This is a genomic window from Phenylobacterium sp. VNQ135 (assembly GCF_049445735.1).
Taxonomy (GTDB): Bacteria; Pseudomonadota; Alphaproteobacteria; order Caulobacterales; family Caulobacteraceae; genus Phenylobacterium.
Map to the genome: position 1 here is coordinate 570,545 of NZ_JBMSDS010000001.1, position 21,250 is coordinate 591,794.

29 protein-coding genes are annotated in these 21,250 nt (G+C 67.7%); 7 read left to right on the plus strand and 22 right to left on the minus strand.

Going from position 1 to position 21,250, the window contains the following annotated elements:
- Positions 1–4: 4 nt before the first annotated feature.
- From ACO2Q0_RS03025 to ACO2Q0_RS03040, 4 genes are all read right to left on the minus strand, one after another.
- Entirely contained in the window at positions 5–172 is a 168-nt protein-coding gene (locus ACO2Q0_RS03025) for a hypothetical protein (protein ID WP_423349994.1), read from the minus strand.
- Positions 173–266: 94 nt separating this feature from the next.
- Complete coding sequence (locus ACO2Q0_RS03030; protein ID WP_423349995.1) at positions 267–686, minus strand: hypothetical protein; 420 nt, start codon at positions 684–686, stop codon at positions 267–269.
- Between the two features lie 281 nt (positions 687–967).
- Complete coding sequence (locus tag ACO2Q0_RS03035; RefSeq protein ID WP_423349996.1) at positions 968–1,408, minus strand: DUF6973 domain-containing protein; 441 nt, start codon at positions 1,406–1,408, stop codon at positions 968–970.
- An 83-nt stretch (positions 1,409–1,491) separates the two neighbouring features.
- Complete coding sequence (locus tag ACO2Q0_RS03040) at positions 1,492–2,667, minus strand: P22 phage major capsid protein family protein (protein WP_423349997.1); 1,176 nt, start codon at positions 2,665–2,667, stop codon at positions 1,492–1,494.
- Positions 2,668–2,990: 323 nt separating this feature from the next.
- On the opposite strand from ACO2Q0_RS03040, the gene ACO2Q0_RS03045 reads away from it, so the two are divergent.
- Entirely contained in the window at positions 2,991–3,563 is a 573-nt protein-coding gene (locus ACO2Q0_RS03045; RefSeq protein WP_423349998.1) for a hypothetical protein, read from the plus strand.
- Between the two features lie 10 nt (positions 3,564–3,573).
- Entirely contained in the window at positions 3,574–3,924 is a 351-nt protein-coding gene (locus tag ACO2Q0_RS03050) for a hypothetical protein (RefSeq protein ID WP_423349999.1), read from the plus strand.
- Positions 3,925–3,984: 60 nt separating this feature from the next.
- Here ACO2Q0_RS03050 and ACO2Q0_RS03055 read toward each other — a convergent pair whose 3' ends face one another.
- From ACO2Q0_RS03055 to ACO2Q0_RS03065, 3 genes are read right to left on the minus strand one after another with little or no spacing between them, the layout of a single operon-like run.
- The gene (locus tag ACO2Q0_RS03055; protein WP_423350000.1) at positions 3,985–4,602 is read right to left on the minus strand and encodes a hypothetical protein; all 618 of its coding nucleotides are present in this window, start codon (positions 4,600–4,602) and stop codon (positions 3,985–3,987) included.
- Positions 4,602–5,423, minus strand: a complete 822-nt coding sequence (locus ACO2Q0_RS03060) for a hypothetical protein (RefSeq protein ID WP_423350001.1) — start codon at positions 5,421–5,423, stop codon at positions 4,602–4,604. The genes ACO2Q0_RS03055 and ACO2Q0_RS03060 overlap by 1 nt, the downstream gene beginning before the upstream one ends.
- A 15-nt stretch (positions 5,424–5,438) precedes the next feature.
- Positions 5,439–5,921, minus strand: a complete 483-nt coding sequence (locus tag ACO2Q0_RS03065) for a hypothetical protein (protein ID WP_423350002.1) — start codon at positions 5,919–5,921, stop codon at positions 5,439–5,441.
- A gap of 51 nt (positions 5,922–5,972) precedes the next feature.
- On the opposite strand from ACO2Q0_RS03065, the gene ACO2Q0_RS03070 reads away from it, so the two are divergent.
- Positions 5,973–6,737 carry a hypothetical protein gene (locus ACO2Q0_RS03070; RefSeq protein ID WP_423350003.1) on the plus strand — a complete coding sequence of 255 codons (765 nt, stop codon included), beginning with the start codon at positions 5,973–5,975 and terminating at the stop codon, positions 6,735–6,737.
- Here the strand turns inward: ACO2Q0_RS03070 and ACO2Q0_RS03075 are convergent.
- Complete coding sequence (locus ACO2Q0_RS03075; RefSeq protein WP_423350004.1) at positions 6,734–7,171, minus strand: hypothetical protein; 438 nt, start codon at positions 7,169–7,171, stop codon at positions 6,734–6,736. The two genes, ACO2Q0_RS03070 and ACO2Q0_RS03075, sit on opposite strands and share 4 nt — an antisense overlap.
- 70 nt (positions 7,172–7,241) lie before the next feature.
- Between ACO2Q0_RS03075 and ACO2Q0_RS03080 the strand changes: the two genes are divergently transcribed.
- Positions 7,242–7,880 (plus strand): hypothetical protein, encoded by a 639-nt coding sequence (locus ACO2Q0_RS03080; RefSeq protein WP_423350005.1) that lies wholly within the window; start codon positions 7,242–7,244, stop codon positions 7,878–7,880.
- Here ACO2Q0_RS03080 and ACO2Q0_RS03085 read toward each other — a convergent pair.
- On the minus strand, positions 7,852–9,723 hold the full coding sequence (locus ACO2Q0_RS03085) for a portal protein (RefSeq protein WP_423350006.1): 1,872 nt from the start codon (positions 9,721–9,723) through the stop codon (positions 7,852–7,854). The genes ACO2Q0_RS03080 and ACO2Q0_RS03085 overlap by 29 nt on opposite strands.
- A gap of 239 nt (positions 9,724–9,962) precedes the next feature.
- On the opposite strand from ACO2Q0_RS03085, the gene ACO2Q0_RS03090 reads away from it, so the two are divergent.
- Positions 9,963–10,409 carry a hypothetical protein gene (locus ACO2Q0_RS03090; protein WP_423350007.1) on the plus strand — a complete coding sequence of 149 codons (447 nt, stop codon included), beginning with the start codon at positions 9,963–9,965 and terminating at the stop codon, positions 10,407–10,409.
- On the opposite strand, the gene ACO2Q0_RS03095 is transcribed toward ACO2Q0_RS03090, so the two are convergent.
- The 5 genes from ACO2Q0_RS03095 to ACO2Q0_RS03115 all read right to left on the minus strand — a co-directional run bounded on the left by ACO2Q0_RS03095 (position 10,369) and on the right by ACO2Q0_RS03115 (position 14,042).
- A complete protein-coding gene (locus tag ACO2Q0_RS03095) occupies positions 10,369–10,836 on the minus strand; it encodes a hypothetical protein (protein WP_423350008.1) in 468 nt (155 codons plus the stop codon). The genes ACO2Q0_RS03090 and ACO2Q0_RS03095 overlap by 41 nt on opposite strands.
- A complete protein-coding gene (locus tag ACO2Q0_RS03100; protein ID WP_423350009.1) occupies positions 10,793–11,548 on the minus strand; it encodes a hypothetical protein in 756 nt (251 codons plus the stop codon). Before ACO2Q0_RS03100 ends, ACO2Q0_RS03095 begins: the two co-directional genes overlap by 44 nt.
- A 655-nt stretch (positions 11,549–12,203) precedes the next feature.
- Positions 12,204–12,569: a hypothetical protein gene (locus tag ACO2Q0_RS03105; RefSeq protein WP_423350010.1), complete on the minus strand. Its 366-nt coding sequence runs from the start codon at positions 12,567–12,569 to the stop codon at positions 12,204–12,206.
- Between the two features lie 195 nt (positions 12,570–12,764).
- Positions 12,765–13,334, minus strand: coding sequence for a hypothetical protein (locus tag ACO2Q0_RS03110; protein ID WP_423350011.1), 570 nt, complete (start codon positions 13,332–13,334; stop codon positions 12,765–12,767).
- Between the two features lie 39 nt (positions 13,335–13,373).
- Positions 13,374–14,042 carry a hypothetical protein gene (locus ACO2Q0_RS03115; protein ID WP_423350012.1) on the minus strand — a complete coding sequence of 223 codons (669 nt, stop codon included), beginning with the start codon at positions 14,040–14,042 and terminating at the stop codon, positions 13,374–13,376.
- A 267-nt stretch (positions 14,043–14,309) separates the two neighbouring features.
- On the opposite strand from ACO2Q0_RS03115, the gene ACO2Q0_RS03120 reads away from it, so the two are divergent.
- Positions 14,310–14,669 carry a hypothetical protein gene (locus tag ACO2Q0_RS03120; RefSeq protein WP_423350013.1) on the plus strand — a complete coding sequence of 120 codons (360 nt, stop codon included), beginning with the start codon at positions 14,310–14,312 and terminating at the stop codon, positions 14,667–14,669.
- A gap of 8 nt (positions 14,670–14,677) precedes the next feature.
- Here ACO2Q0_RS03120 and ACO2Q0_RS03125 read toward each other — a convergent pair whose 3' ends face one another.
- The 8 genes from ACO2Q0_RS03125 to ACO2Q0_RS03160 form a co-directional block, all read right to left on the minus strand.
- The gene (locus ACO2Q0_RS03125) at positions 14,678–15,061 is read right to left on the minus strand and encodes a BlaI/MecI/CopY family transcriptional regulator (protein WP_423350014.1); all 384 of its coding nucleotides are present in this window, start codon (positions 15,059–15,061) and stop codon (positions 14,678–14,680) included.
- A 2-nt stretch (positions 15,062–15,063) separates the two neighbouring features.
- Positions 15,064–15,561, minus strand: coding sequence for a hypothetical protein (locus ACO2Q0_RS03130; RefSeq protein WP_423350015.1), 498 nt, complete (start codon positions 15,559–15,561; stop codon positions 15,064–15,066).
- An 83-nt stretch (positions 15,562–15,644) separates the two neighbouring features.
- Positions 15,645–17,189, minus strand: a complete 1,545-nt coding sequence (locus ACO2Q0_RS03135) for a L,D-transpeptidase family protein (protein WP_423350016.1) — start codon at positions 17,187–17,189, stop codon at positions 15,645–15,647.
- A 56-nt stretch (positions 17,190–17,245) separates the two neighbouring features.
- On the minus strand, positions 17,246–17,485 hold the full coding sequence (locus tag ACO2Q0_RS03140) for a hypothetical protein (protein WP_423350017.1): 240 nt from the start codon (positions 17,483–17,485) through the stop codon (positions 17,246–17,248).
- A 178-nt stretch (positions 17,486–17,663) separates the two neighbouring features.
- Positions 17,664–17,921: a GlsB/YeaQ/YmgE family stress response membrane protein gene (locus ACO2Q0_RS03145; protein WP_423350018.1), complete on the minus strand. Its 258-nt coding sequence runs from the start codon at positions 17,919–17,921 to the stop codon at positions 17,664–17,666.
- A gap of 280 nt (positions 17,922–18,201) precedes the next feature.
- Entirely contained in the window at positions 18,202–18,675 is a 474-nt protein-coding gene (locus ACO2Q0_RS03150) for a response regulator (protein WP_423350019.1), read from the minus strand.
- A gap of 382 nt (positions 18,676–19,057) precedes the next feature.
- Complete coding sequence (locus ACO2Q0_RS03155) at positions 19,058–20,398, minus strand: hypothetical protein (protein ID WP_423350020.1); 1,341 nt, start codon at positions 20,396–20,398, stop codon at positions 19,058–19,060.
- Complete coding sequence (locus ACO2Q0_RS03160; protein WP_423350021.1) at positions 20,395–20,688, minus strand: hypothetical protein; 294 nt, start codon at positions 20,686–20,688, stop codon at positions 20,395–20,397. The genes ACO2Q0_RS03155 and ACO2Q0_RS03160 overlap by 4 nt, the downstream gene beginning before the upstream one ends.
- Positions 20,689–20,858: 170 nt before the next feature.
- On the opposite strand from ACO2Q0_RS03160, the gene ACO2Q0_RS03165 reads away from it, so the two are divergent.
- On the plus strand, positions 20,859–21,080 hold the full coding sequence (locus ACO2Q0_RS03165) for a hypothetical protein (protein WP_423350022.1): 222 nt from the start codon (positions 20,859–20,861) through the stop codon (positions 21,078–21,080).
- Positions 21,081–21,250 lie beyond the last annotated feature (170 nt).

Consider the following 21,250-nt stretch of genomic DNA (forward strand, 5'->3'; position numbering starts at 1 on the left):
CATGTCAGCTCCAGGTCTTCGGGCTCGGGCCGGTCGGCGTCCACGCGCGCTTGGTGCGCTCAGCGCTGATCGCCTCGCCGCTGGCGAGGACCAGCGGCTGGCCGTCTTCCGTCAGGATGTCGTCGTCGTCCCGCCATTGCTCGGCCGCGGGCGTGGCCGGGGTCCAGGGCATGCCGCTAGACCGCATCCACCGTCGGGTGGCTCGCCATCGTCATCTGTTATGTCCAAAGAAAAGGCCGCCCGGAGGCGGCTAATGGAAGAGGCTGTCAGCCGCCGAACGGTGGCGTGATCGTGCTTTCGCCTTCGATACTCAAGCGCTGTCCGCCCCGGATCTCCAGCTCGGTGAAAGCATCGCCACCAGAAACATAAGCGCCGCCTGACGCGATCTCATGACCATCCTGGGCCAATACGCGGAGCCTGGGGCCGCTTTCCCCCAGCAGCGTCCTGAGGACCAGATCGTCACACGGGCCGACGCAGATCTGTTCGGCCTCCAGACCCCGACCATCAGCGAGCACGAGGCGGGCGGCGCCGTGACGGTCCAGATCGGCGCCATTCGCCGTCACTTGGAAATTGGCCTGCAGGGTCAGGAGGCTCGGAGCGCCCCAGGCGACGACTGCGGCCGACCCGGCGAAGCCGAAGAAGACGCCCAGGACGGCGGCGCGGTGTAGCAGGAGGCGAGCGATCATTGAGCGCCGCGCCGGATCTGAAGCGTGTCGCAGGCTCCGCGGCAGGCGAGTTGCGCCGCCAGCCGGCCTTGCTTGAACTCGACCCTGCGTCCGCCCCCGTCCTGCTGGAAAGTTCGACGACTTTCGGACGCCCTCTCAGAGCGCCAGCTATCGACAGCTGTCACGCTGACCAGCAGCGCGGCGAAAGCCGCCCCGCCGGCTAAAAGCCCAGCCAAGAACTTCACGATCCACATGAGGCGGCCCCCCGCGAACGTTTGCAGAACAACAGCAGCGCCGTCAACTCAGCGCTGCGGAGCGCCTTGCGGATACGCCGTCCCCACGCCGGCTGGGCCCCTGACGTTCAGCTGAAGTCTCCTAGGGTCGATCGGCCTGCCTTCGAGCGCCGCGCGCCGGCCTTCCGCATTGTTGCGCAGGTCCATCAGCTCTTCGTCCCGAGGCTGATTCCTTAATCGCCCCTCAAGCTCGTGCGCCCCTCCGACCAGGAACGCGGTGATCGGATCGATCTCGGACGTCATGCGCTGCGACCAGCGTGCATGCCGCATCGCGTCGAGTTCGTCGTTGTGGGGATCGCCCGCGCGGCGTTGCCGCGCGTGAGCGAGCTTGGCCGGCACGTTCCAGAACTGCTGGTGAGCAGGTCGTCTCGGCCCGTTGGCCAGATTGACGTGGTCTTCTAGGGTCATCCGCGGCATGCGGATGTCGAACTTCGTGTCACTGATGGCCATCGATGCCTTCCTTGAAGGCAGGATGCAGGCGGCCCCGCCACGATTGAGCGGGGCCGCCCGCGGCTAGCGGCGGAGGGGGACCGCTAGTTGTTCGCCAAGCGGCAGGCGAGCTGCGGCCGGAGCGTCTTGAAGCCGTAGAGGACGTCCAGGCGGCACGGGAACTTGTCCGAGTTGATGTCGTACTGGCGCACGATCCGCATCGAGATCCCGTCGAACACCTCACGGCTCGCGAAGTCGACGCCGCGCGGCATCACCATGTCGGCCGTGGCGAATGCGAAGGCGCCCTTCTGGTAGGCCATGGAGATGCCGTGGGCCGCGCCGGCGCCGCCGGCGAAGGTGATGGCCCCGCCCGCGGCCGGCGAGCCGGTCACGTTCTGCGCCGCGCCCGTGGTCACGATGGCCGGGCTGATCTGGATCGTGCCGGCGCCGCCCGCGAAGTCCTGCGTCACCACGAACTGCTGCGGAATGCCCGTCGACTGCTTGGTCTCGGGGTGCACGCGGTTCACGCCGGCGATCGTGAAGACATCGCCGGCCTTCACCGCGCCGGTGCCGGTGTTCACCGCCAGGCTCGAGCCGGTCTGGCCCGCGCCGTTGACGAGATAGCCGTTGCCCGCGCCGCGCACGTGCGCCGGCCACAGGGTGTTCTCCATGAAGTCGAACCCGGCGGTGCGCCCCATGAAGCCTTCGCGGTTCTGCTTGCTGATCGTGGCCTTGTCGTTGAACAGACCCTTCAGCGCGTCGACGAGGTCGACGTTGTCCTGGGTGTTCAGGTTGCAGGTCCGGGCGTTCAGCGGAGCCAGGTTGTCCACCAGGGTCTTCCGGGCCTGCAGCACCTTGGCGAAGCTGGCCGGCTGACCGGTGTTGGTCACCTGATTGTAGACGTCCTTGTACATGCTCATGGCGTCGGCCTCGATGTTGGCCGCCAGCACGCTCATGGCGGGCTCGATCACCCGCTCGGAAAAGTCGTCCAGGCTCATGGTCAGATCGACGCTGGTGAAGTTCAGGTCGACGCCCTTCTGGGTCTGCACCTTCAGGTCCACCGAGCTCTCGGTGGTGTCCTGGGCGGCCAGCGCGGCCCCCGTGCGGACCGTGTACTGGTTGGGCAGGCGCACCTTCAGAGTGTCGCCCACCTTGGCGCCCTGGCGGGCGAAGCTGTCGTCGTATTCGCGCGTGATCGTGCCCACGAAGTTGAGCTTCTGGTGCAGCACGCGCAGCGCCTCCCGCGTCACCGCGGTGGCGGTCAGGATGGAATTGGCCATCGTTGTCCTTTGATGATGTTGACGTGGAGCCGCGCGAAGGCGTCCGAGGCGCGAGGTGCGCGTGTTCGGAGGCGGCCGAGCCGGCGGCGGGTTGAAACGGCCTGGACGAGTGCTCCCGGCGATGGCGCGAAGCGCGCGTCCGGGAGGGCCTAGGCCGTCAGGATTTCAGAGGGGCTGATGATCTCCGGTGTTCCGGAGATTGCCCGGAGGGCTCCCGGAAGCGGAGCGTTGCGGTCAACAGAGGAAGCCTGTAGGTTCGGGAACAAACTACGAACCGAGGTGATAGATTGCGCCGGTACCGGATCGCCATCGCCGTCGCTGCGATGTCCGCCATCGCCGCAGGCGTTCTGCGCCTGATGGGTTCGGACGCCGCGCTGAAAGCGGCCATCGTTATGACGCTGGGATTGCTCGCCGGACTGGTCCAGGTCCTTGTCACCCGGCCCGAGCAGCGCTCGGACAACGATGCGGTCTGGGCCCTCGAGGTCAATCCGCACGCGGCGCCGGCGCTCATCATGCTCTTGGCCGGCCTCATCGTAGCAGGCGCGTTCACGATGGAGCGGCCTTGGACGACCAATCCCGTCTTCTGGTACGGCATGTTGCTGCTGGCGGCGGCTCAATGCATCTGGCTCCTTCGCCTCGCCACCCTGCCGCTCCGGCGCAATCGCCGCGCATTACGGCTCTTGGCCATCACGCTTGTCGCCGCGCCGACCGCTCCGTATGCGCTCGTGTTTCTGGGCGGCGTGCAACAGTACGGTGCGGCCGGCTTGATGGCTTGGCCCGTGGCCCTTCCCGCTCTCATCGTCCTGCCGTTCATTGTGATGGCTTATGGCGGGGCGCTGACCGGGAGCGACGTCAAGCGAAACGTCGACGTGCGTCCGGCGGCCAAGAGCAAGTAGTAGGATAGCCATGGCACGTTACCTCGCGCCTTCGGTCCTCCTGTCGCTCGGCCTGGTTCTTTGGGCCGCTCAGGAGCAGCTGCCGTGGCCCAACGTCCCGTTTGCCGCCATGCTCGTCTATGCGGTCGGGGCGGTCTGGTGGGCTATCGTCGCGGCTGGCGCCCCGCCCCCGTTTCTGAGGCACGCGCTCGCCGCTTGGGTCCCGGCGCTTCCCTTGGCGTTCGCGTTTATCTGGATTCAGCTCAAGACTGGCTTCGACGGGCCTGGCGCGCTCATGACGCTTGTCCTGCTCCCCCTGCTGGTAGTTGTCCTCCTCTCCTGCATCCTGGCCAGCATGACGCTGGGGCTGCGCAAGGCGTAGCTGGCCCTCCAGGCTAGCTTGCCGAGGGCGCTGATTGCTTCCGAGGCCCAAGCCCTCCGACTAGTACTCGCGTCGGGGTGCGACGCCGCGGCGAGGCAGCCTCGCTTCGATCGGCGTCTCCCAGCCGGGTGTCCGCTCGTCACCGACCCGGATGCCGAACTGGGCTTCCGTTCCGTCGGCGACCACGCCGTTCGAGTTTGAATAGAAGACCCGATAGGGCGCTCCGGACCGTTCGATCCGCTCCCCCTCAGCTTGCGCCGGCCCTATCGCCGTCCGCGCGGTCACGCCCGGCAGGTCTGTGCGGTACAGCACCCGCCCGCCCTTTCCATAGTCCGGACTTTCCCGCGCAGGCGTCAGTTGAGCATGGACGCCGTGCAACGATGGGCCGCCCCGATAGATGTACTGCTCCCGACCGTCGTCATACTCGGTGTACATGTGCTCGTCCCTGCCTGGCCACGGCGTGTCGTAGGCGCGCACGGTTACGCGGGTGCCTGGCCTCTTCGGCGCATCCGCCAGCGCGATGTGCTCGTCGATCGTCATGGGGCGGAACGCCTTCGGATCTCCTGTCTTCGCCCGGAATGGGTTCGTCGCAGGATCGGAAGGTCTCAAGGGGGTGCTGGCGGCGGAGAAGCGGTCCACATCGTCCCAGGACATCGTCTTGTTCGATCGACCCGCCATCAACGCCCCCTCGCCGTCTGTTCGTTGCGCCGGGCCATCCACTCCTTGGTCCCCAGCTCGTCGCGCACGCCGCCACCGCCGGCGGCCGCGCCCGTCACCCGCACCGCTGGCCGGATCGCCTGGGCGCGTGTGGCGGCGTCCTGCTGCGACGCCTGATCGGCGCGCCACGCCTTGTGCAGGAGCTTCCACAGCCGCGCGTCGGCGGCCTCGGACAGCTCCTCCAGCGTCACGCCAAAGGCCTGGGCATATTCAACGAGCTTCGCCGCCGTCTCGGGCGACCAGCCCTCGATCTCCTGCGACAGCGTCCGCCCGGTCTCGGCCATGCGCTCGGCCGCCGCCCGCGCCCGCTCCAGCTCGGCGCGCGACCTCCCGTGCGACACCGCCTCGGCGAGCCGCTCGCGCGTCTGCGCCAGGTCTTCGAACTTCCCCCAGAGACGCCGCGCGCCCTGCGGGTCCCGCGCTTCGTACGCCTGCCAATCCACGTCCTGGAACTCCGCCAGATAGTAGTCGAGGACGGTGAGCCGCTGTTCGTCCTCGCTGGTGGCCGCGCCGCCGCCGCGCGCCAGCGCCTGCCGCTCGGCCTCCAGGGCCCGGCGCTGCTCGGCTAGCTCCTGGGTCTTGCGGGTATAGTCCGCTTGCCGAAGGAACGACCCCTTCAGCGCACCCGGCAGCACGTGAACCTGCCCGTCCAATTCGAGCTCGAACAGGTCTTCGTCTTCCGGCGCAGCCTCCTCGGTCAGGCCAGCCTTATCCGCCTGTAGGGCGAGTTCTTCCGCGCGCGCGAGCTCGTCGCCCGCCGCGATGGGGTCTTGGTCTTCCATGCTTGTCCTTAGGGGTTAGCGCCCGAGGGCGCGGTAATAGTCGTCGCCGCGCCAGTAAGGAGCGGCCGCGCGGGCGGCGGTCTCAGCGATCCTTCGTTGGCGCACCTTGACCCAGTCCTTGGCGGCGCCGGCCCCGCTGCGCAGCGCGCGCTCCACGTCATCAGCGTATTCGTCGTAAAGGTACTCGGCCGCCTCCTGGCCGGCGACCGAGCCGACGCCGGCGCCGATCGGCCCACCCGCAGCCCCGCCTGCCATGCCAACCAGCCCGCCGCCGATCAAGCCGGCGAGGGCTCGGCCCTTGTCTTCGGCCGCGAAGAGTTGGGCGCCGTTGTAGACAATGCCGGGCGCGCCGACAGCGCCTTTGGCCACCGACCGGGTGATCCGAGGCGCTTCCTTCGGAAGCTTGTTGAGGAGCTGGTCCTTCACGAAGCTCCGCTGAGCCTCGAACGTACCGTCGGCCACCATCTTCGCGCGCTCCTCGCGCTGCTTTGACGTCATCGGAATCCTTCCTGTTGCGGCCGAAGGCCACGCTGGTAGTGTTCAGAACACATGAAGAACGATCCTCCGCCCGCCGACGACCCGCTGAACCGACCTTTGGACCCGATCGCGCCGATCCCGGGGGTAGACGTCGATGTGCAGGCGGAGGCGAACGCGCGCATCATCGGGGCGCGAATTCCCAGGCCGCATCAGCCGAACTCCGGTTGGGAGCAGACCCGCATCGTCTCCGAAGGCGCCTTCTCGTTGGGCGATCCGGTGAACAGGGCGGCCAGCCGCACTTGGATCAACATCAGCGGTGCGATCGGCGCCGCGGGCATCGTGTCGGCGATGTTCTATCCCGTAGGCATCGTTCGCAGCGGCTGGATCCCAATGATCTGGGGCATGCTCGCGTTGAACATCCTTCTCTTGCCAGTCGTCGAGCGCATCGATGGCTACGAGTACGACGACGTCTGGCGACGACGCGCGGCGAACGCGCTCGCCACGGCGCCGCTCACGGCTGTCTTGTCCTGGTGGGGGCCGATGACGACGCCTGCTGTATTCGCCGCGGCCTTTCCGGTGCTGTTTGTGATGAGCATCTTGCAGTTCATCCTGGCTCTGAAGCGGCACGTCCGCCCTGCCACGCGGCGTCGCTTGATCAAGGCGGCGACAATCGTCTGGGGCCTCGCAGGCGCGGCGGCCGTCGCCAAACTCGTCGTCATGTTCCACGGTGGCGGTGTGGATCAGATCCCGGCGATTGTTCCCTTGGCGATCGCTCTCCTCTGCCTCGCCCAAGCCATCAGAACCGCCCAGGCTCCACAGCCCGCCGCCGCGACCTAGCCTCGCTGCTGCGCCTGGTTGCGGGCGTCGTTGATGCGTTTCGTCTCTGCGATCTTGCGACGGTTCTCGATCTCGTCAGGCGTCAGTAGGTCCTCGACGGCGTCGCAGAGGTGACCGCCGGCCCAGCTTCCGGCGGCGGCGCCGACCGTGCCGGTGACCGGCGCGGCGATGCCGCCACCCAGGCCCGCGCCGATCGCGCCGCCGACCAGTCCGCCTGCAGCCTCGGCCAGCGCCCGCGGCTTGTTCTTCGCAGTCGCCACATTCGCAACGCTCAGTACGATGCCGCCGGCGCCGCCGATCGGGCCAGGCAAGCGCCAGCGGCCACTTACGAGGTGGCGGACCCTCGGAGCGGCGCGCAGGCCTTTCTGGACCTGAGGCAGGTTGTAGATGTTCTCGACCGCAGAGACGGCGCTCTCGCCGATCTGCTTGCCCATTGCGTCTCGTTGTCTTTGGTCCATCTCAAGCCCTCTTGTCGCCGGCTTCGTTGCAGGGCTATGGGAACGTATGCCGAACGCGCTTGAGCCGCATGATTATGACCGAGGCTTTCCCGGCATCCTGCGGCGCCTCACAGGGCGCTTCGGCTACCTCGGGATCGCCATGTATCTCTTCAACTTCGTCTGGGGGGATCCGGAGCTGTGGCCGTATGCGCTGGGCTGCTTCGCCGCAGGCTATCTGGCGCTCATCTGGAGCTCGCTCATCGGCGAGGATCACGAGCGGTTTCGACAGGGCGACTTCTGGCGCTGCGCTGGCCTTTTCAGCTTAAGCCTCGCGCCTTGGCTGCTCTTCATCCCATTCTGGAGCCTGCTGACTACGATCCCGGGGCTTATCGTGATCACGGCGACGATCATGGTCTCAGGTTGCGTCGCGACGTGGCTCGTATTTTCTGGGAAGCGCCTGCGGACGACGAACGCCCGAGTTCAGGTGCTGAAAGCGGCGGCGATGTTTTGGTGTGTAGTCGCGGTCGTGCTTGGAGGACTATGGCCCCTCGTCGCCCCCGCCGGCGGCTGGCAGGTGGCAAGTTTGGCCGTTGGCGTTACGTCGGCCCTGTTCAGCTTCTGGCTCGCCCGCCGGTTTTGGACCCAGCCGCCCGAGCCATACCGCCATCGGATCGACTTCAACTCCGTATCGCCTTCAGCCGATTAGTCTCGGCCTCGAAGGCCTCGATCTCAAGCTTCCGCGCCTCGTGCGCCCGGTCGCGTTTCAGCGCCTCCACCTCGGCCTTCGCGGCGGCCAGCGCCTGGACCAGCTTGCCCATCTGCTGCTTGGCCTGCTCGATCTCGGGCGAGGCGCCTTTCACCTGCGGCGGTAGCAGCGCGCCCAGTCGCTGAGCGATCTCGTCGGCGCCCGGCCAGTCCAGGTTCTTCGCCAGCAGGTCGCCGATCAGCGGCGCAGCGGCCGGATAGGCGCGCATCAGCTCCATCATCTGCGTCGCGGCCTCTTCCCGGCGACTCGTGAAGCTCGGCCCCGAGCGCACCGTCAGGTCGTACTTGCCCGCGGTCAGGTCGTAGATCTTGCCGATCTTCTTCAGCTGCTCGCCCGCCTGCGGGCCCGGCGCGACGCCCACGCTCTTCGGGGCTCCGTCCGGTCCCAGCACCCGCACCACCCGTGGCGTCGCATACACCTTGGGGATCAGGTCCAGCATGATCCGCCCGGCGTGCCGGATCGCGCGGCTCAGGTTGTCGATGTAGTGGAAGGTGGAGACGTCCCCTTCCCTCTGCCGGGCCATGATCGCCCGCCCGCTGGTCTCGTTCGACCGCGCGCCCAGGCTCGCGTCGTACAGGCCCATGATCGACTTCATGTCGTCCGAGGCGTTCATCGCCTCCTGCAGCGCGCCGGCCGGCACGCCGGCGAACGGCTGCCGCATCGGCGGCTCGGGCCCGTCGTATTCGATGTAGGCGTGACTCTGGACGTTGGCCGTCGCCCACTTGGCGCTGTCGGTCTCGAACGCCCCCTTCCGGCCGATGAACGGCGCCTTGGGCGCCAGAGCCACCAGCTCGGTGGACGTGGTGCGCCAGTAGTTGAACATCCGCTGCGGGTCCTTGGCGTCGCGGACCAGGCTGCGCAGGTGGCGCTTGCCCTCCACCATCAGCTCCTCGCCATAGACGGGGACCAGAGGGATGAACTTCCCCGCCCACTCGACCGTCTCCAGCACCTCGGCCCCAGTCATGATCCGCTGGACCACCTTTTGGCTCGCAACGTGCCGCGGCCGGCCGACGACGCTGACTCCCAAGGCGTCGAACATCGCCTTCTGCGCCTTGTAGGTGGCCTCGTCGATCACCTGGCCGTCCGACAGCGCCAGGATCGTCCGCGTGGTCCGCTCGCGCCGCCAGCACTCGGCGATCATCACCCGGTCGCCGTCCAGCCATGGGCCGGTGAGCTGACCGTAGGCGTCGCTTTCCCAGTCTAGGGCGTCGGCGCCCTTCCACCGCGCCTCGAACGCCGCCTTCGGCAGGGCGTCCACCACGAACGCGGTATTCCAGTCCGAGCTGTCGGCCGCCGTGGATTCCGGATCGCCGTAGATCGCGAACGGGTTCGCCACCCGCTCCACCACGATGTCCTGGTCGAAACCGTCGTCGGTGGAATAGCGAGTGTTGATCCGGAAGTAGCCGACGCCGCTCGTCACCGCGAAGTCCAGCGCCGTATCGTAGGCCACTTCGGCATCGGAGCTCTGCTCGATGTGCCGGATCAGGCCGTTGAACACCTCGGCCGTCTCGGGATCGGCCCCTGAGTCCACCGGATGCACCGCGATCGCCGGCTTGTTCTGCCGCGCGTCGTTCACGACCTGGCGGATGAAGGCCGGCAGTCGGTTGATGGTCAGGACCGGCCGCCCCTCCAGCTCGCGTTCCCGCCGCACCTTCTCGGGCCACTGCTCGCCCAACCTGGCGAAGCGCAGGTCATCCAGCGCCTCGCGCCGGTTCTCGGCCTCGGCGTCGGCGGCCAGCTCGAAGGCCTCGCGGGCCTCCCGGATCAGTTCGTCGTCGGACAAGGATGAAGCCCCATAGGCAAACGCCCGCGCGAGCGAGCTCTGGCGGGTGAAGGCGGCTGACGCCGCTCGGATGATGTCGCGAAGGAAGATCGTCGGAGGCTCACCGCACCGCGGCGGGCGCACTCATCAACGTTGACAGAAGTCTCTCAAAAACGCGCGCGTATGTCAAGAACAAAATGCGAACTCCCTCTTGCCTTGCTCAAGCGCGACCTTAGACTGACGTCATTTCGGAGACCGTGATGGCTCGCTTCGCCCTGTTGGTCCTGTGCCTGCTGCTTCCCGCATGCGCGCGTGCACCCGCACTACCTGAGATCGCCGATCAGACCCCCTATGGCGAGGTTCGCGAGCGGATGATCCAAGCCGGCTTCTCTCCGCTTGCGGTCAACCATCGCCGGGTCGACTTCGATGAGCGGCCGCGACCCGCTAGTGAATGGTGTCCCGCCGACAGCAACAAGCCTGTCTGCGACCGCTATCCGGAGCTGATGTATTGCACCGACGGGATGCTGCAGCGATGCGGCTGGCTGTATCGCGCGGACCACGGCGGCCGCTACGCGGTCGTGACGACGCGATGCAACAACTTCGAAGCCAGCTACTGCTTCGAAAGCCTACGTTGGAACGACGACGAGCGGGAACTGAACGACTACCTCATCGAGCCGCTGGGGCGGCCCGCCTCAGCACGGCGGTGACTTCTGCGTCCGTGGTTCCGAGCGGTTGATCGTGCCCCGGAACGTCGCCGGGCAACGGGACGGAAGCCCACGCCTTGTTCAGCCTCGCGCGGAATTCCTGCTCGCTGAGCTCGCCCGCCAGATAGCGGTCGTAGCCGGCTATCTGAAGGCGCTTCCGCCCGAGCCGCTCCTGCAACTCAGGCGTGAAAACTTCTGAACCACTGAGCCTGAGATTGCGTCGGAGATCGCGCAATGTATCTCGCGTAAACTGATACTTGCCGACGGGCGTGCTCCCTCGCGGGGCGCGCATTGCCGCCTGGAAGCGATCGATCTCGTCCAGCGTCATCTGCGTGATCGGCTTGTTGAAGCCGGATGGATCGTACCTCCCGAACCCGAAGGTGACGTCATAGCTCACCGGATGCCCCTTCACCTCGGCCTGGGCGATCACGTCCAGCAGATCCTGCGCCGGGTCGCGCGGCGGCTGGATGGGCTTTGGCGTCGCAGGCTTGGCGACGGCGCTTGGCGCCATTGCGTTCGCCTTCCGCATCTCCGCCTCCACGGCGGCCTTCAGCTTGTCGACCGGCGCAGCGCGCGGCCCGCGCCTCCCGACCCATGCGTTCCTGCATCCGCGCATCGTAAAGCTCGGAGCCGCTAAGCTTCAGCCTGCGGCGCAGGTCCGGCATGAGCGCCGAAGTGATCTGATACTTTCCAACCGCCGAGCTGCCTTGCCTGGTCGGCCTCCCGCTCCTCCTGCCGAGTTCGCCCTGGAAGCGCGCGAGTTCGTCGACGGTCATGGCGGTGACCGGCTTCCCGTAGCCCGCGGGATCGTACTTCCCGAACCCGAAGGTCACATCGTAGCTCACCGGATGCCCCTTCACCTCGGCCTGAGCGATCACGTCCAGCAGGTCCTGCGCAGGGTCGCGCGGCGGCTGGACGGGCTTCGGCGTCGCGGGCTTGGCGACGGCGCTTGGCGCCATTGCGTTCGCCTTCCGCATCTCCGCCTCCACGCCGACCTTCAGCTTATCGACCGGCGCATCGCGCGGCCCGGCCAGGTACTGCAACCCGCCGGCGATCGCTCGGGTGGTCGCGTCGTAGGTCTGCCGAACCCGGGCGATCGCCTCCTCCTTCGCCGCCTCGAGTTCGGCGGAAGACTTGAACATGCGGCCCCAAAGCGGGTCGCGGTCGCGCGTCTCGAGCGGCGGCATCGGCAGGTCTCCATGTAAAGGCAAAGGCAAGCGCCCGCGCGAGCACGCTCGCCGGGTCGAGACGGCGCGACGGCTGGCTCTCATCGCCATGCATTTCGAAAGCGTCGGAGGCTCACCGCACCGCGGCGGGCGCACTCATCAACGTTGACAGAAGTCTCTCAAAAACGCGCGCGCATGTCAAGAACAAAATACGAACAGCGTATTGCAAAGGTCGTAATTCTCGCGGTAGAGCTTGGCTGGAGGGACCAAGTGCAATGCGCGTCTTCGCAGCCGTTCTTCTCACCGCGGCCTCGGTCGCCTCGTGCACGCCTGGCGGGGGGCCGCGCTATACGCGCGGAATGCCGTACGTGGAGGCGCGGGCCGCCTTCATCCAACAGGGCTATGAACCCGTTCCTGCGACCGATCCGGGCTATCCGCCTGACGCATGCTCTGAACAGCACCCTTGCTTCCCCGAACGGACGGAATGCGGGGCCAGCGTGGGTCAATGCTTCTATACATTCCGCAGGCGATCCGATGGGGCGCTCTTCGAGGTGGTCGCCGCCCATGAAGGCTGGAACCGTCGTGCGTGGAATGGCGGGCCCGCGCGTGTCTCGCAGATACGACCAATCGCTCAGTGAGCTGTGGCGCGACTACCGCTGGTTTCGCGCCGCTCTGCCGCGCGCAAGAGCGTCGACGACAGCGGCGTCATCCGTTCCGAGTGGCTGCCGTCCCAGGCGCTTGTTCCCCGGCAACGACACCGACGTCCAAGTGCGTTCGCCTTCCGCATCTCAGGCTGCATCCCGACCTTGAGCTTGTTGACCGGCGCGTCTCGCGGCCCGGCGAGATGCTGCAGCCCGCTGGCGATGGCGCGCGTGGTTGCGTCGTAGGCCTCCCGCGCCCGCGCGATCGCCTCGTCCTTGGCGGCTTCCAGTTCGGCGGAAGACTTGAACATGCGGCCCCAAAGCGGGTCGTGGTCGCGCGTCTCGAGCGGCGGCATTGGCAGGTCTTCATGTAAAGGCAAAGGCAAGCGCCCGGGCGAGCACGCTCGCCGGGTCGAGACGGCGCGACGGCCGCTCTCATCGCCATGCATTTCGAAAGTGTCGGAGGCTCACCGCACCGCGGCGGGCGCACTCATCAACGTTGACAGAAGTCTCTCAAAAACGCGCGCGCATGTTAAGAACCAAATGCGAACTCAAGATGGCTCCGGCGGGTTCTCTTGCGAGTAACGGCAGCCTCCGCGGGGCAAGGACTGTCCGCCGCGATCCGCACAGCTGTCGCGTCGACCTGCGTCGAGGACCTGCGGCGTCCACAGGGCGGCCGAGACGATGAACATGAACAGGAACGCCAGTCGGCCCCACCGCTGCCGGGCCCCGAGACGGCCTATCAGCCAGTCGCCCAGCCGCCAAAGGCCTACATAGGCGATCGACACCGCCAGCATCCCGACCTCATAGAGTATGGTCAGGAACCCGACATCGCCGGGCTCGGCGACGTCGAACAGCCCCAACACCAAGAGCGAGACGGGCCCATAAAGGGCGACCACAACGTAGCCCGCGCGAAAGAAGGGCAACTCCCTCCGCCAGGCGATCCCTGCGGCCAACGCCAGCGGGCTCAGCGTCAAAATGACCGGGGTGGCCAAGGCGAGGCTGGTTACGACTCCCTCGGTCCCGAGCGGCGTCAGCAGGAGCAGCACCGTCAGATGAGCGGCGAGCATCAGCCTGGCCCCGGCCGTCGCGACGGCGCGAACGACGTTGAGAATCCGCATCATGCCATTCGAACATAACACGAACGACGGGCAGCGGGTCTAGTACCTGTCGGGCAATCCGTGAGGGCGGTAGCTGGCGCATAGCGCGGAACACTGCGCACCCGGATTGCGGCTGCCCTGCTGACGGCCGAAGGCGTTCGCGCGCTGATCCGCGGCCTTGTCAGAAGGCGGGTCGCCCTTCCATCGACCATAGATCTCCCGCGCATTGCCAAGCCGTTCTGCCGCCCTGACTGCAAGGGGCCCGCGCTGCGCAGCCTCGCAGTTGCCTTTGCAATGGAAGTACTTGTCGGCGCCGATCCAATCGGCCTGGACCATATCGTTGTAGTTCCGCCGGAGCGGAGAGACCGCCGAAGGCGCGCCTGCGGCGTCCCCGAGGTCCTTTCCGCGCTGAGCGCCGTGTGCGCCTTCGTATTCCCGAGCCGTGCGCTCCGCCTCCAAATGAGCCCGTCCGAGCGCCTCGAGTTCAGCTCCGGTTCGAGCTTGGATATTACGCCCCACCCGGGTGGCTACATTCCAGACCTGCTCACCTGCCTCCCGCCACGCCCGTCGCGCCGACTGCAATTGTTCGGAAGACATGCGGAAGCCACGCCCGAAATTCGGGTCGCTGTCGTTTATCATGGAGAACTCCAGAATAGTGAGCCGGCCCCAGACGCGAAACCGGCGGCCCAGCGCCATAATAATCGCGTCGGAGAAGCGTCGGAGGCTCACCGCACCGCGGCGGGCGCACTCATCAACGTTGACAAAAGTCTCTCAAAAACGCGCGCGGATGTCAAGAACAAAATGAGAACCCGTACTTCTACGCCAAGCTTAACAATTCGTTGACATTTGCGCGGGCGCTGCGTTCGTTGGTCGTGGGGAAGTGGGGGCGACATGCGGCTGGCGTGGCTGATCATTGGCGTGGGTTTGGCCTTGTTGGCCCAGCCGGCGTCAGCCGCCCATGCCGCGGACGATGCGCGTTCGGCGCGCACACATGTGATGTGGTTTCCCTCCGACCGTCTCTGGAGCGCAGCCCTGCCGGGCCAGGCTTGCGGCGCCCGAGCGATCGCGCCGACCGGAGATCTCGTCCTGACGACGCCGATCCGACGCGCCACTTTCGAGCGGCGGGGCGAACTGGTGGCCGAGTTGCGCGGCGCCGCCCATAGCGTGAACTTGATCGACACCGCCCGCACATGCGCCGCCCGCGCCGCCGACCCGGCCCTCACCCCGGCCCTGCTCACGGGTGCGGCGGCCCCATGGTCCACGTTCCAGGGCGCTCTGAGCGCCTGCATGAAAGAGAAGGGCGCGCCCAGCCTTGGCTCCATGACCCTTTGGATCGACACCAGCTGCAACTGGTGAGCTGACGCTCAGTCGTCTTCCTCCGCGTCCAGTTCGGCGAGCAGCCGGCGCAGCTTCGCGACCTCATCCGGCGAAAGCACCTTGTTGCGGGTGAAGTGGGCCACCATCGGGGCCATGCTTCCCCCGAACAGCCGGTCCAGGAGACCCTGGCTCTCGGCCGTGACGTAAGCCTCGCGCGTGAGGAGCGGGACATAGGCCACCCGCCCGCCCCGCCGCTCTGACTTCAGCGCCTGCTTTTTGATCAACCGGCTGATCAGGGTCCGCACGGTGGCTTCCCCCCAGCCGTTCTCGGCCGACACGGCGGCCATGATCTCGTCGACGGTCAGGGCCCCGCGCGCCCAGACGGCTTCCATGATCCGGCTCTCCGCGGCCGAGATGCCGTGCGCGGCCATGATCAGGCGGCGGCGCGCCGGATCCGCGCCTCGAGGTGACGCTCGCAGATCACCGCCACCGTCGAAGCGAGCAGCCCCAGCATCACGGCCAGGCTCGCCTCGGCGAAGCCCGGCGCCAGCACTGTCAGGCTGGGCGTCGGCCGTACGTTAGCCACCCCGATGAAGCCCGCGAGCAGGATGAAGCTCGCGGTGAGGACGCCGAGCAGCACGCCCGCCGAACGGATGATCTTGAGCCACCCCAGGCCGCCCGCCAGGGCGCGGGTATCCGCCCGTCCGACCTTCGAGAGGTTCATCGCCCAGATCACCAGCGAGGCGATCGCGCCGGCGATCATCAGCGCCATGGCGATCTGCACCTCCAGAGAAGCATCCGCGAACACGCCGCCGAAGGTCAGTCGTTCGGCCACCGGCACGACCGTGTAGTCCGCCTCGGTCTGCGCGCCCGCCGCTCCCGCGGCCGTGCTCAGCGCCACGGCCGCCACTCCCAGAATCCCGCCCTTCATGAAGGCCTCCCGTTTTCTACGTTTGTAGAAACGAAAAGCTACATCTGTAAAATTCAATGTCAACCACCGCGCGTCGGCCGGACCTACCGACCGCCCGGCGATGTCGCTCCGGTCTGGGCGTGCTGGGCTTCCCAGGCGGTGTCGCGACCGTAGGCATCGGGCCGGAATTCGAACCCGTCGGCCGTAGGCATCGCCGTGAAGTAGGTGATGAACACGGGCACAGGCTCGCCAAGATCGACGCGCCGCTCCTCGCCGCCCTCCGCGCTGGCCGCGTCGGCGGTCTCTTCGCCCACCAGCACCCGCGCCAGGTGCATGGCGTCCTCCAGGCGGACGCAACCCGAACTCGCCAGCCGCTGCGACTTGGCGAAGTCCCCCTTGTGCGGGGTGTCGTGCAGATAGATTCCCAGCGGATTGGGCAGCATCAGCTTGACCTTGCCCATCATGTTCTTCGGGCCGGGTCGCTGCCGCACGCGCACGCTGACCTTGCCGGCCTGCACGGCGCGCCAGTCCACCTGCGCGGGATCAAGGACAGTGGCTTCATCGGAGTAGTCGGACAGCACCTCCAAACCCTCGCTCTCGATGTAGCCGAGCCCCTGCGCCAGAACCTTGGGCGCGATGGAGGTCTGCACCAGATCCTCGGGCACGTTCCAGTACGGATTGAAGATCAGGTGACGCGCCATGCCCACCATCATCGGCGTCGGCTGGCTGGGCTTTCCGGTCACCACCTTCATCGTCACCTGCGCCTGGCCCTGGTCGTAGAACCAGAGCTCGCCCGCGGCGGCGTCCACCAGGATGAAGCGGTCGCCCATCGGCGGCAGGGCCTGGGCGCGGGCCATGTTGGCTTCGATCAGGCGTTCGTAGTGCGCGGGTCCGGCGTTCAAGGCGCGGATCGTGGCGCCGTCGGCGCGGCCGGTCGGGGTCAGGCCGTGGGCGAGCTGGAAGGCGCTTACCGCCGCCTCCAGGGTCAGGTCATACCTCTCGCCGGTCTCGGGCAGGCCAAGCCGCATCCGCAATTGCTCGACCCGGGGCCCCTCGTCGCCCAGGCCCACCTCGGCGCCGGCCGCGATACGGATCGCGGGAAGGCCGGACCACTGCAGCCGGTAGCGCTCTAGGCCCCGGGCCATGTCTTCGTAGATCTGGTTGCGCGCAGCCCCGCTCGCCGTCCCGGCGACCACGTCGGCGACGGTCGGTGCATCGGCGGCCGCCTCTAGCGCCGCGCGGCCGTCCGCCTGGGTCTTCACCTTCACCAGGGGATCGATATAGGCGAGTTCCTCCGATCCCCCTGTCGCCGCCCGCTGCGCGCGCTCCGCATAGGCGGTCGAAATCTCAAGTTCGATCTGCGCCAATCGCCACGGATCGTCGCGCGCCGCGGTCGCGTCGACGTTCAGAGCCTCGGCCAGGCGATCCACATCCAGCCGCAGGCGCCCCGGCGCCCAGAGCGGCCGGTAGTCGCGGTCGCGATAGAAGGCGGCCACATCGGCGGCGACACCACCGGACTCGACCTGCGCGCGCAAGGCGTCGGCCACCGCGGCGCTGCTCGCCGTGCGGGTGGAAACGTCACCCCATGACTGCGCCCTGGCGGGCGAAACCGTGAGCCCGGAGAGGCCCAAGGCGACGACGGCCGCCAAGGCCAGCGGGAGGCGTGCGCGCCCGGGCTCGGCCGCGCACGCTCCTAGGACTGGCCTCAGCCCCGTTCCCCGGCGCGGGTCGTGGCGCCGGCGTCCGAAGCTGCGCCCGTGTCGGCAGGCGCCGGCGCCGGAGCCGGCGCAGGGGCAGGCGCCGGCATCGGCTCAGCCGCGGGCGCGGCGGCGGCGGTGTTGGCGGAGGTGCCGACATCGGCTTGCGCCATGTCGTCGTTGTTCGAGGCGCAGGCGGCCAGGCCCATCAGACCGGCGAGAGCCACAGCGCAAACGGCAGCACGCATTCGTAGTCTCCATCTAGGTGTGAACCTGCGCTTGAAGTCGCGGGCCGAGGCCAAGGTTCCCCCGCTGAGACATTGGTGTGTGCCGTTCACGACAATGTTGCTCGACCGGAGGTCCAGACGGCAAAAGGCCGGCGGGAGGTCACCCTCGCCGCCGGCCCTGCCGTGTCAGTCTTGCGCCTTAGACGCGACGACGCTGGAACAGGCCCAGCAGGAACAGCAGCAGGATCGCGCCGACGGTCGCGATCAGCAGGCTGGGGATGATCCCCTCGCCCGGATCGAAGCCGAGCATCGTGGCGACGAAGCTGCCCAGGAACGCACCCACCACGCCGACGATCAGGTTGGTGAGCAGGCCGTGATTCCGCCGCATCACCTTTTCAGCGATCCAGCCGGCCAAGATACCGATGATGATTGCGCCGATAATGCCAACGCCATCCATGAGACCAGTCTCCTCTGTGTGCGCCGCCCTAATGCGGAGCGCCCGGTCAAGGTTTCATCAGGTGCGCGTGACCTTGAGCTCAGACGCCGCGCCGGGTGTGGGCTGCAACCGGAGCGCCGTGGCGTAGAATCGCGGGGCTCACGAGCTTCCCGGGATGACGTGGCGGCCCCTTGGCGTCTTCGAATATCTGACGAGCATCGTTTGCGGGCTCGTCCTCGGCGCCGCCCTGTCCTGGGCCGCGATGATCGCCGCATTGCTGCCGGGCTGAGGCGGCCGACCTTCAGCCCCCTCGCCGCTCCGGACCGGCGTATTCGGGGTCGTCGCGCCGGCGCCGGTCAGGCCCGAAATAGTCTGTCGACCGCACGAACGGCCGCGGCCGCAGGATGACCGATTGGAGGCGGTCATAGAGCCCTCGAGCGGTGAAGGGCTTCAAAAGGAACTCGTTCGCGCCGGCGTCGCGCGCCTCCGCCACCTTGACCGGTCGCCCATCCGCCGACAGCACGATGACGGGCAGGTACGGATTGGCGCCTTCGTGACGGACAAAGCGCAAGAGCGACAGGCCGTCGTCGACGCCCAGCTTCTGATCGAGGATGGCGATGTCGGGGCTCGCGGTAGTCAGCATCTCGAGCGCGCGTTCGACGCTGCTCGCCTCATGCATGACGGCCGCGCCCCAGGCCGCCAGCACCGAGCGGACCATGACCACCGTCTCGTGGCTGTCTTCGATGATGAGGAAGTGGACTTTGCGGAGGTCCATGCGGCGCCCGGAGTTGGCTCCAGCGCCTACGCTCCTGGAAGACGCGCCGGAACGAACTGCCGGTTGCTGAATGTACGGCCCGGTTGTGCGGGCGACCTCTGTTCGACGAACAGTCGACTATGTCCGGAACCCGACAGGTTGCGAGCTGTTATTACCGTCGCGGCGTTGATGAGCCCCCCTTTCACGCCGCGTGTCACATCGAAGGCGCCCCGGCCGGGTCTGGCCGGGGCGTTTGCGTGAACAAGGCGCGGGAGCTTCGCCCTAGGTCACCCTCCGTTCAGGCGACCGGTGGCCTTTTGGCCCTGCCGCGGCGGCCCCCCGCGAGCCCATCGACCGTCCCACTCCTTACCCCGAGGGATGGTGGCCGCCGCCGCACCTCCCGTCACCCCATCCAGGAGAGGTGGCCGCCGACCGATCGCGTCGGGCGCGGCGTCGACGGGCTTCCGCGGCGGTTCAGGGCGAACTCTCCGAACGCGTCGGCGCCGTGGCTCGCCTGGTCGTGGAGTGGCCCGGCGTAGCTGCGTGTGGTCCGGTTCCAGCGCTTGCGGTAAGCGCGGAGCCGCTCCAGGCCGCGGCCGCAGCGCTCCGCGTCGAACCAGGTCAGCGGGATCATCAGTCGCGCGGCGTTCACCCGCTCCTCCGGATCCGTGGCCTGCCCGGCCGAGACGCCGAACACGCCCAGCGAGGTCAACGTCTCCAGCCGCGACCGCCCGGTGCCCAGCTCGCGCACCATCACGTCGTGCGGCAGGTGGTGCGTCCCGTACGCGTAGGGCTTGCCGGCGATCGCTTCACGCACCACGGAGGCGAGACCCTCGCCTTGGGTCTCGAAATAGTCGATGGCCCGCACCTCACGGCCCACCTGCTGGAAGAACCAGATGGCGGTGTAGTCGTCGATCCCCAGGTCCCAGGCGGTGTCCACCTTGAGCGCCGGGTCGTAGGGCACGCGCCCGATCCGCCCCGCCTTCTCCGCCTCCCCCAGCAGGCCGGCGTAGTATGCGCCGGGCGCGGCGGCGTCGAAGTCCACCAGATATTCCGAAGCGAACCGCGCCTCCCCTTCCTCGGGCGACCCGAGTTCGGCGACGAGCTGAGCCCGCTCCTTCGCCAGCTGCTCGGGCGTGAACACGTCGGTTGTCACCGCCGAGGCGCGCTCCGTGAACCATTCGGCGTCCCTCTCCCGCGCCTCGAACGCCCGTGTCGCGTGGTTGCGGCCTCGCGGCGTCCACAGGAACAGCGCCCAGCCGCCATTCTCCGCCAGGATCGGCCGGATGAAGTCCCAGGCGTCCGGCTTGGCCAGAGCCCACTCCGAGAACACCACCCCGATCGGCGGCGAGCCCACCAGCGAGTTGAAGTTGTCCGACCCCGCCACCTGCCAGACGGAGCCGTTCTGGAAATGGATGGCCATGTCGCTGTTGCGCGTGCGCTCACGGATCGCCGGTGGGAAGGCCTCGTCGATACGCCGTTTGCCCGTGTGCGGATTCACGGCGTCCCAGATCGCTTTCCGCCCCTGGCTCGCCTCAGGCAGCAGGTGCCAATAGACGCCGGCCCGCTCCACGACCTGGGTCGCGGTCCAGTGCAAGGCGACCTCGTCCTTGCCCCAGCGCCGATGCGCCGCCACATCGGCTCGCTTGCCGCCGTGCTCCAGGTACTGCACCAGGCGCTTCTGATACTCGCGCGGCCGCCAGATCGCGGGGACGGCCGGCTTCACCGTCCGGCGGCCGCTCAAGAGTGTTCCTCGCCTTGGGTCGGCTCTTCGGCTGGCGGGTCCGTGAACTTGCGAACGATGACCGTCATCCCGCCGCCCGGCTTCGGCGTGGCGTCCGCATCGCTCAACTTGGGCCGGCCATAGCCGCGGTCCAGGATTTCGCGCGCCGCCGAGAGCCGTACCGCGACCTGACCTTCTCCCTGCATGATCTCCGCCAGTGTTTCGAGCGCCTTGTTCGCCATCCTGCGCGCGGCCTGGCGCAGCTGGATCACGGTCACGGCCTTCTCACCGTCTGACGACGACTTGCTCATGCTCAACTCCGATTGAAGAAGGGGGGCGCGGCCAGGCGTGCGCTCTGTCGGATTTTGACAGCGCCCGAATTCCCGCGGTGGTAGGTTGTTTGACTGCAGGGGCGTTCAACGAGACGTCGGCGCCGCCGGTCTCTCGCATGTTCCTTGCTTCCACGACGCGGAGGGCTCCGATGCCCGGCGACGTTGAATGTCTCGATCGTGCCCGACGGGCCCGCGCTCCACAGCCGTCCTCTGTCCGGGCAGCCGTTGCGGCCGCCTATGTGCAGCGGGCCGAGGAGGCCCTCAGCCTGCTGCCGACGCTGTCCGATCTGGACGAACGCGCCGCCGTCACCCGGATCGTGGAGACCTGGCTGGCCTTGGCCGAGGCTGAGCTGAGGAAGTCTTCGCCCTGAGGCCGCTCACGCTTCCGAGCGCCTGGTTCGCCATCTAGACGCTCATGAGGCGGCCGTCGCGACGGCATTTCAGGTCCATCCGGCGACCGTTGAGGGGCCGAGCCACTGGAACCGGCCGCGCGGTTCGCCTCGGGCGGCCAATGACCATCCTTGGAGATCCGAGAGGCGTC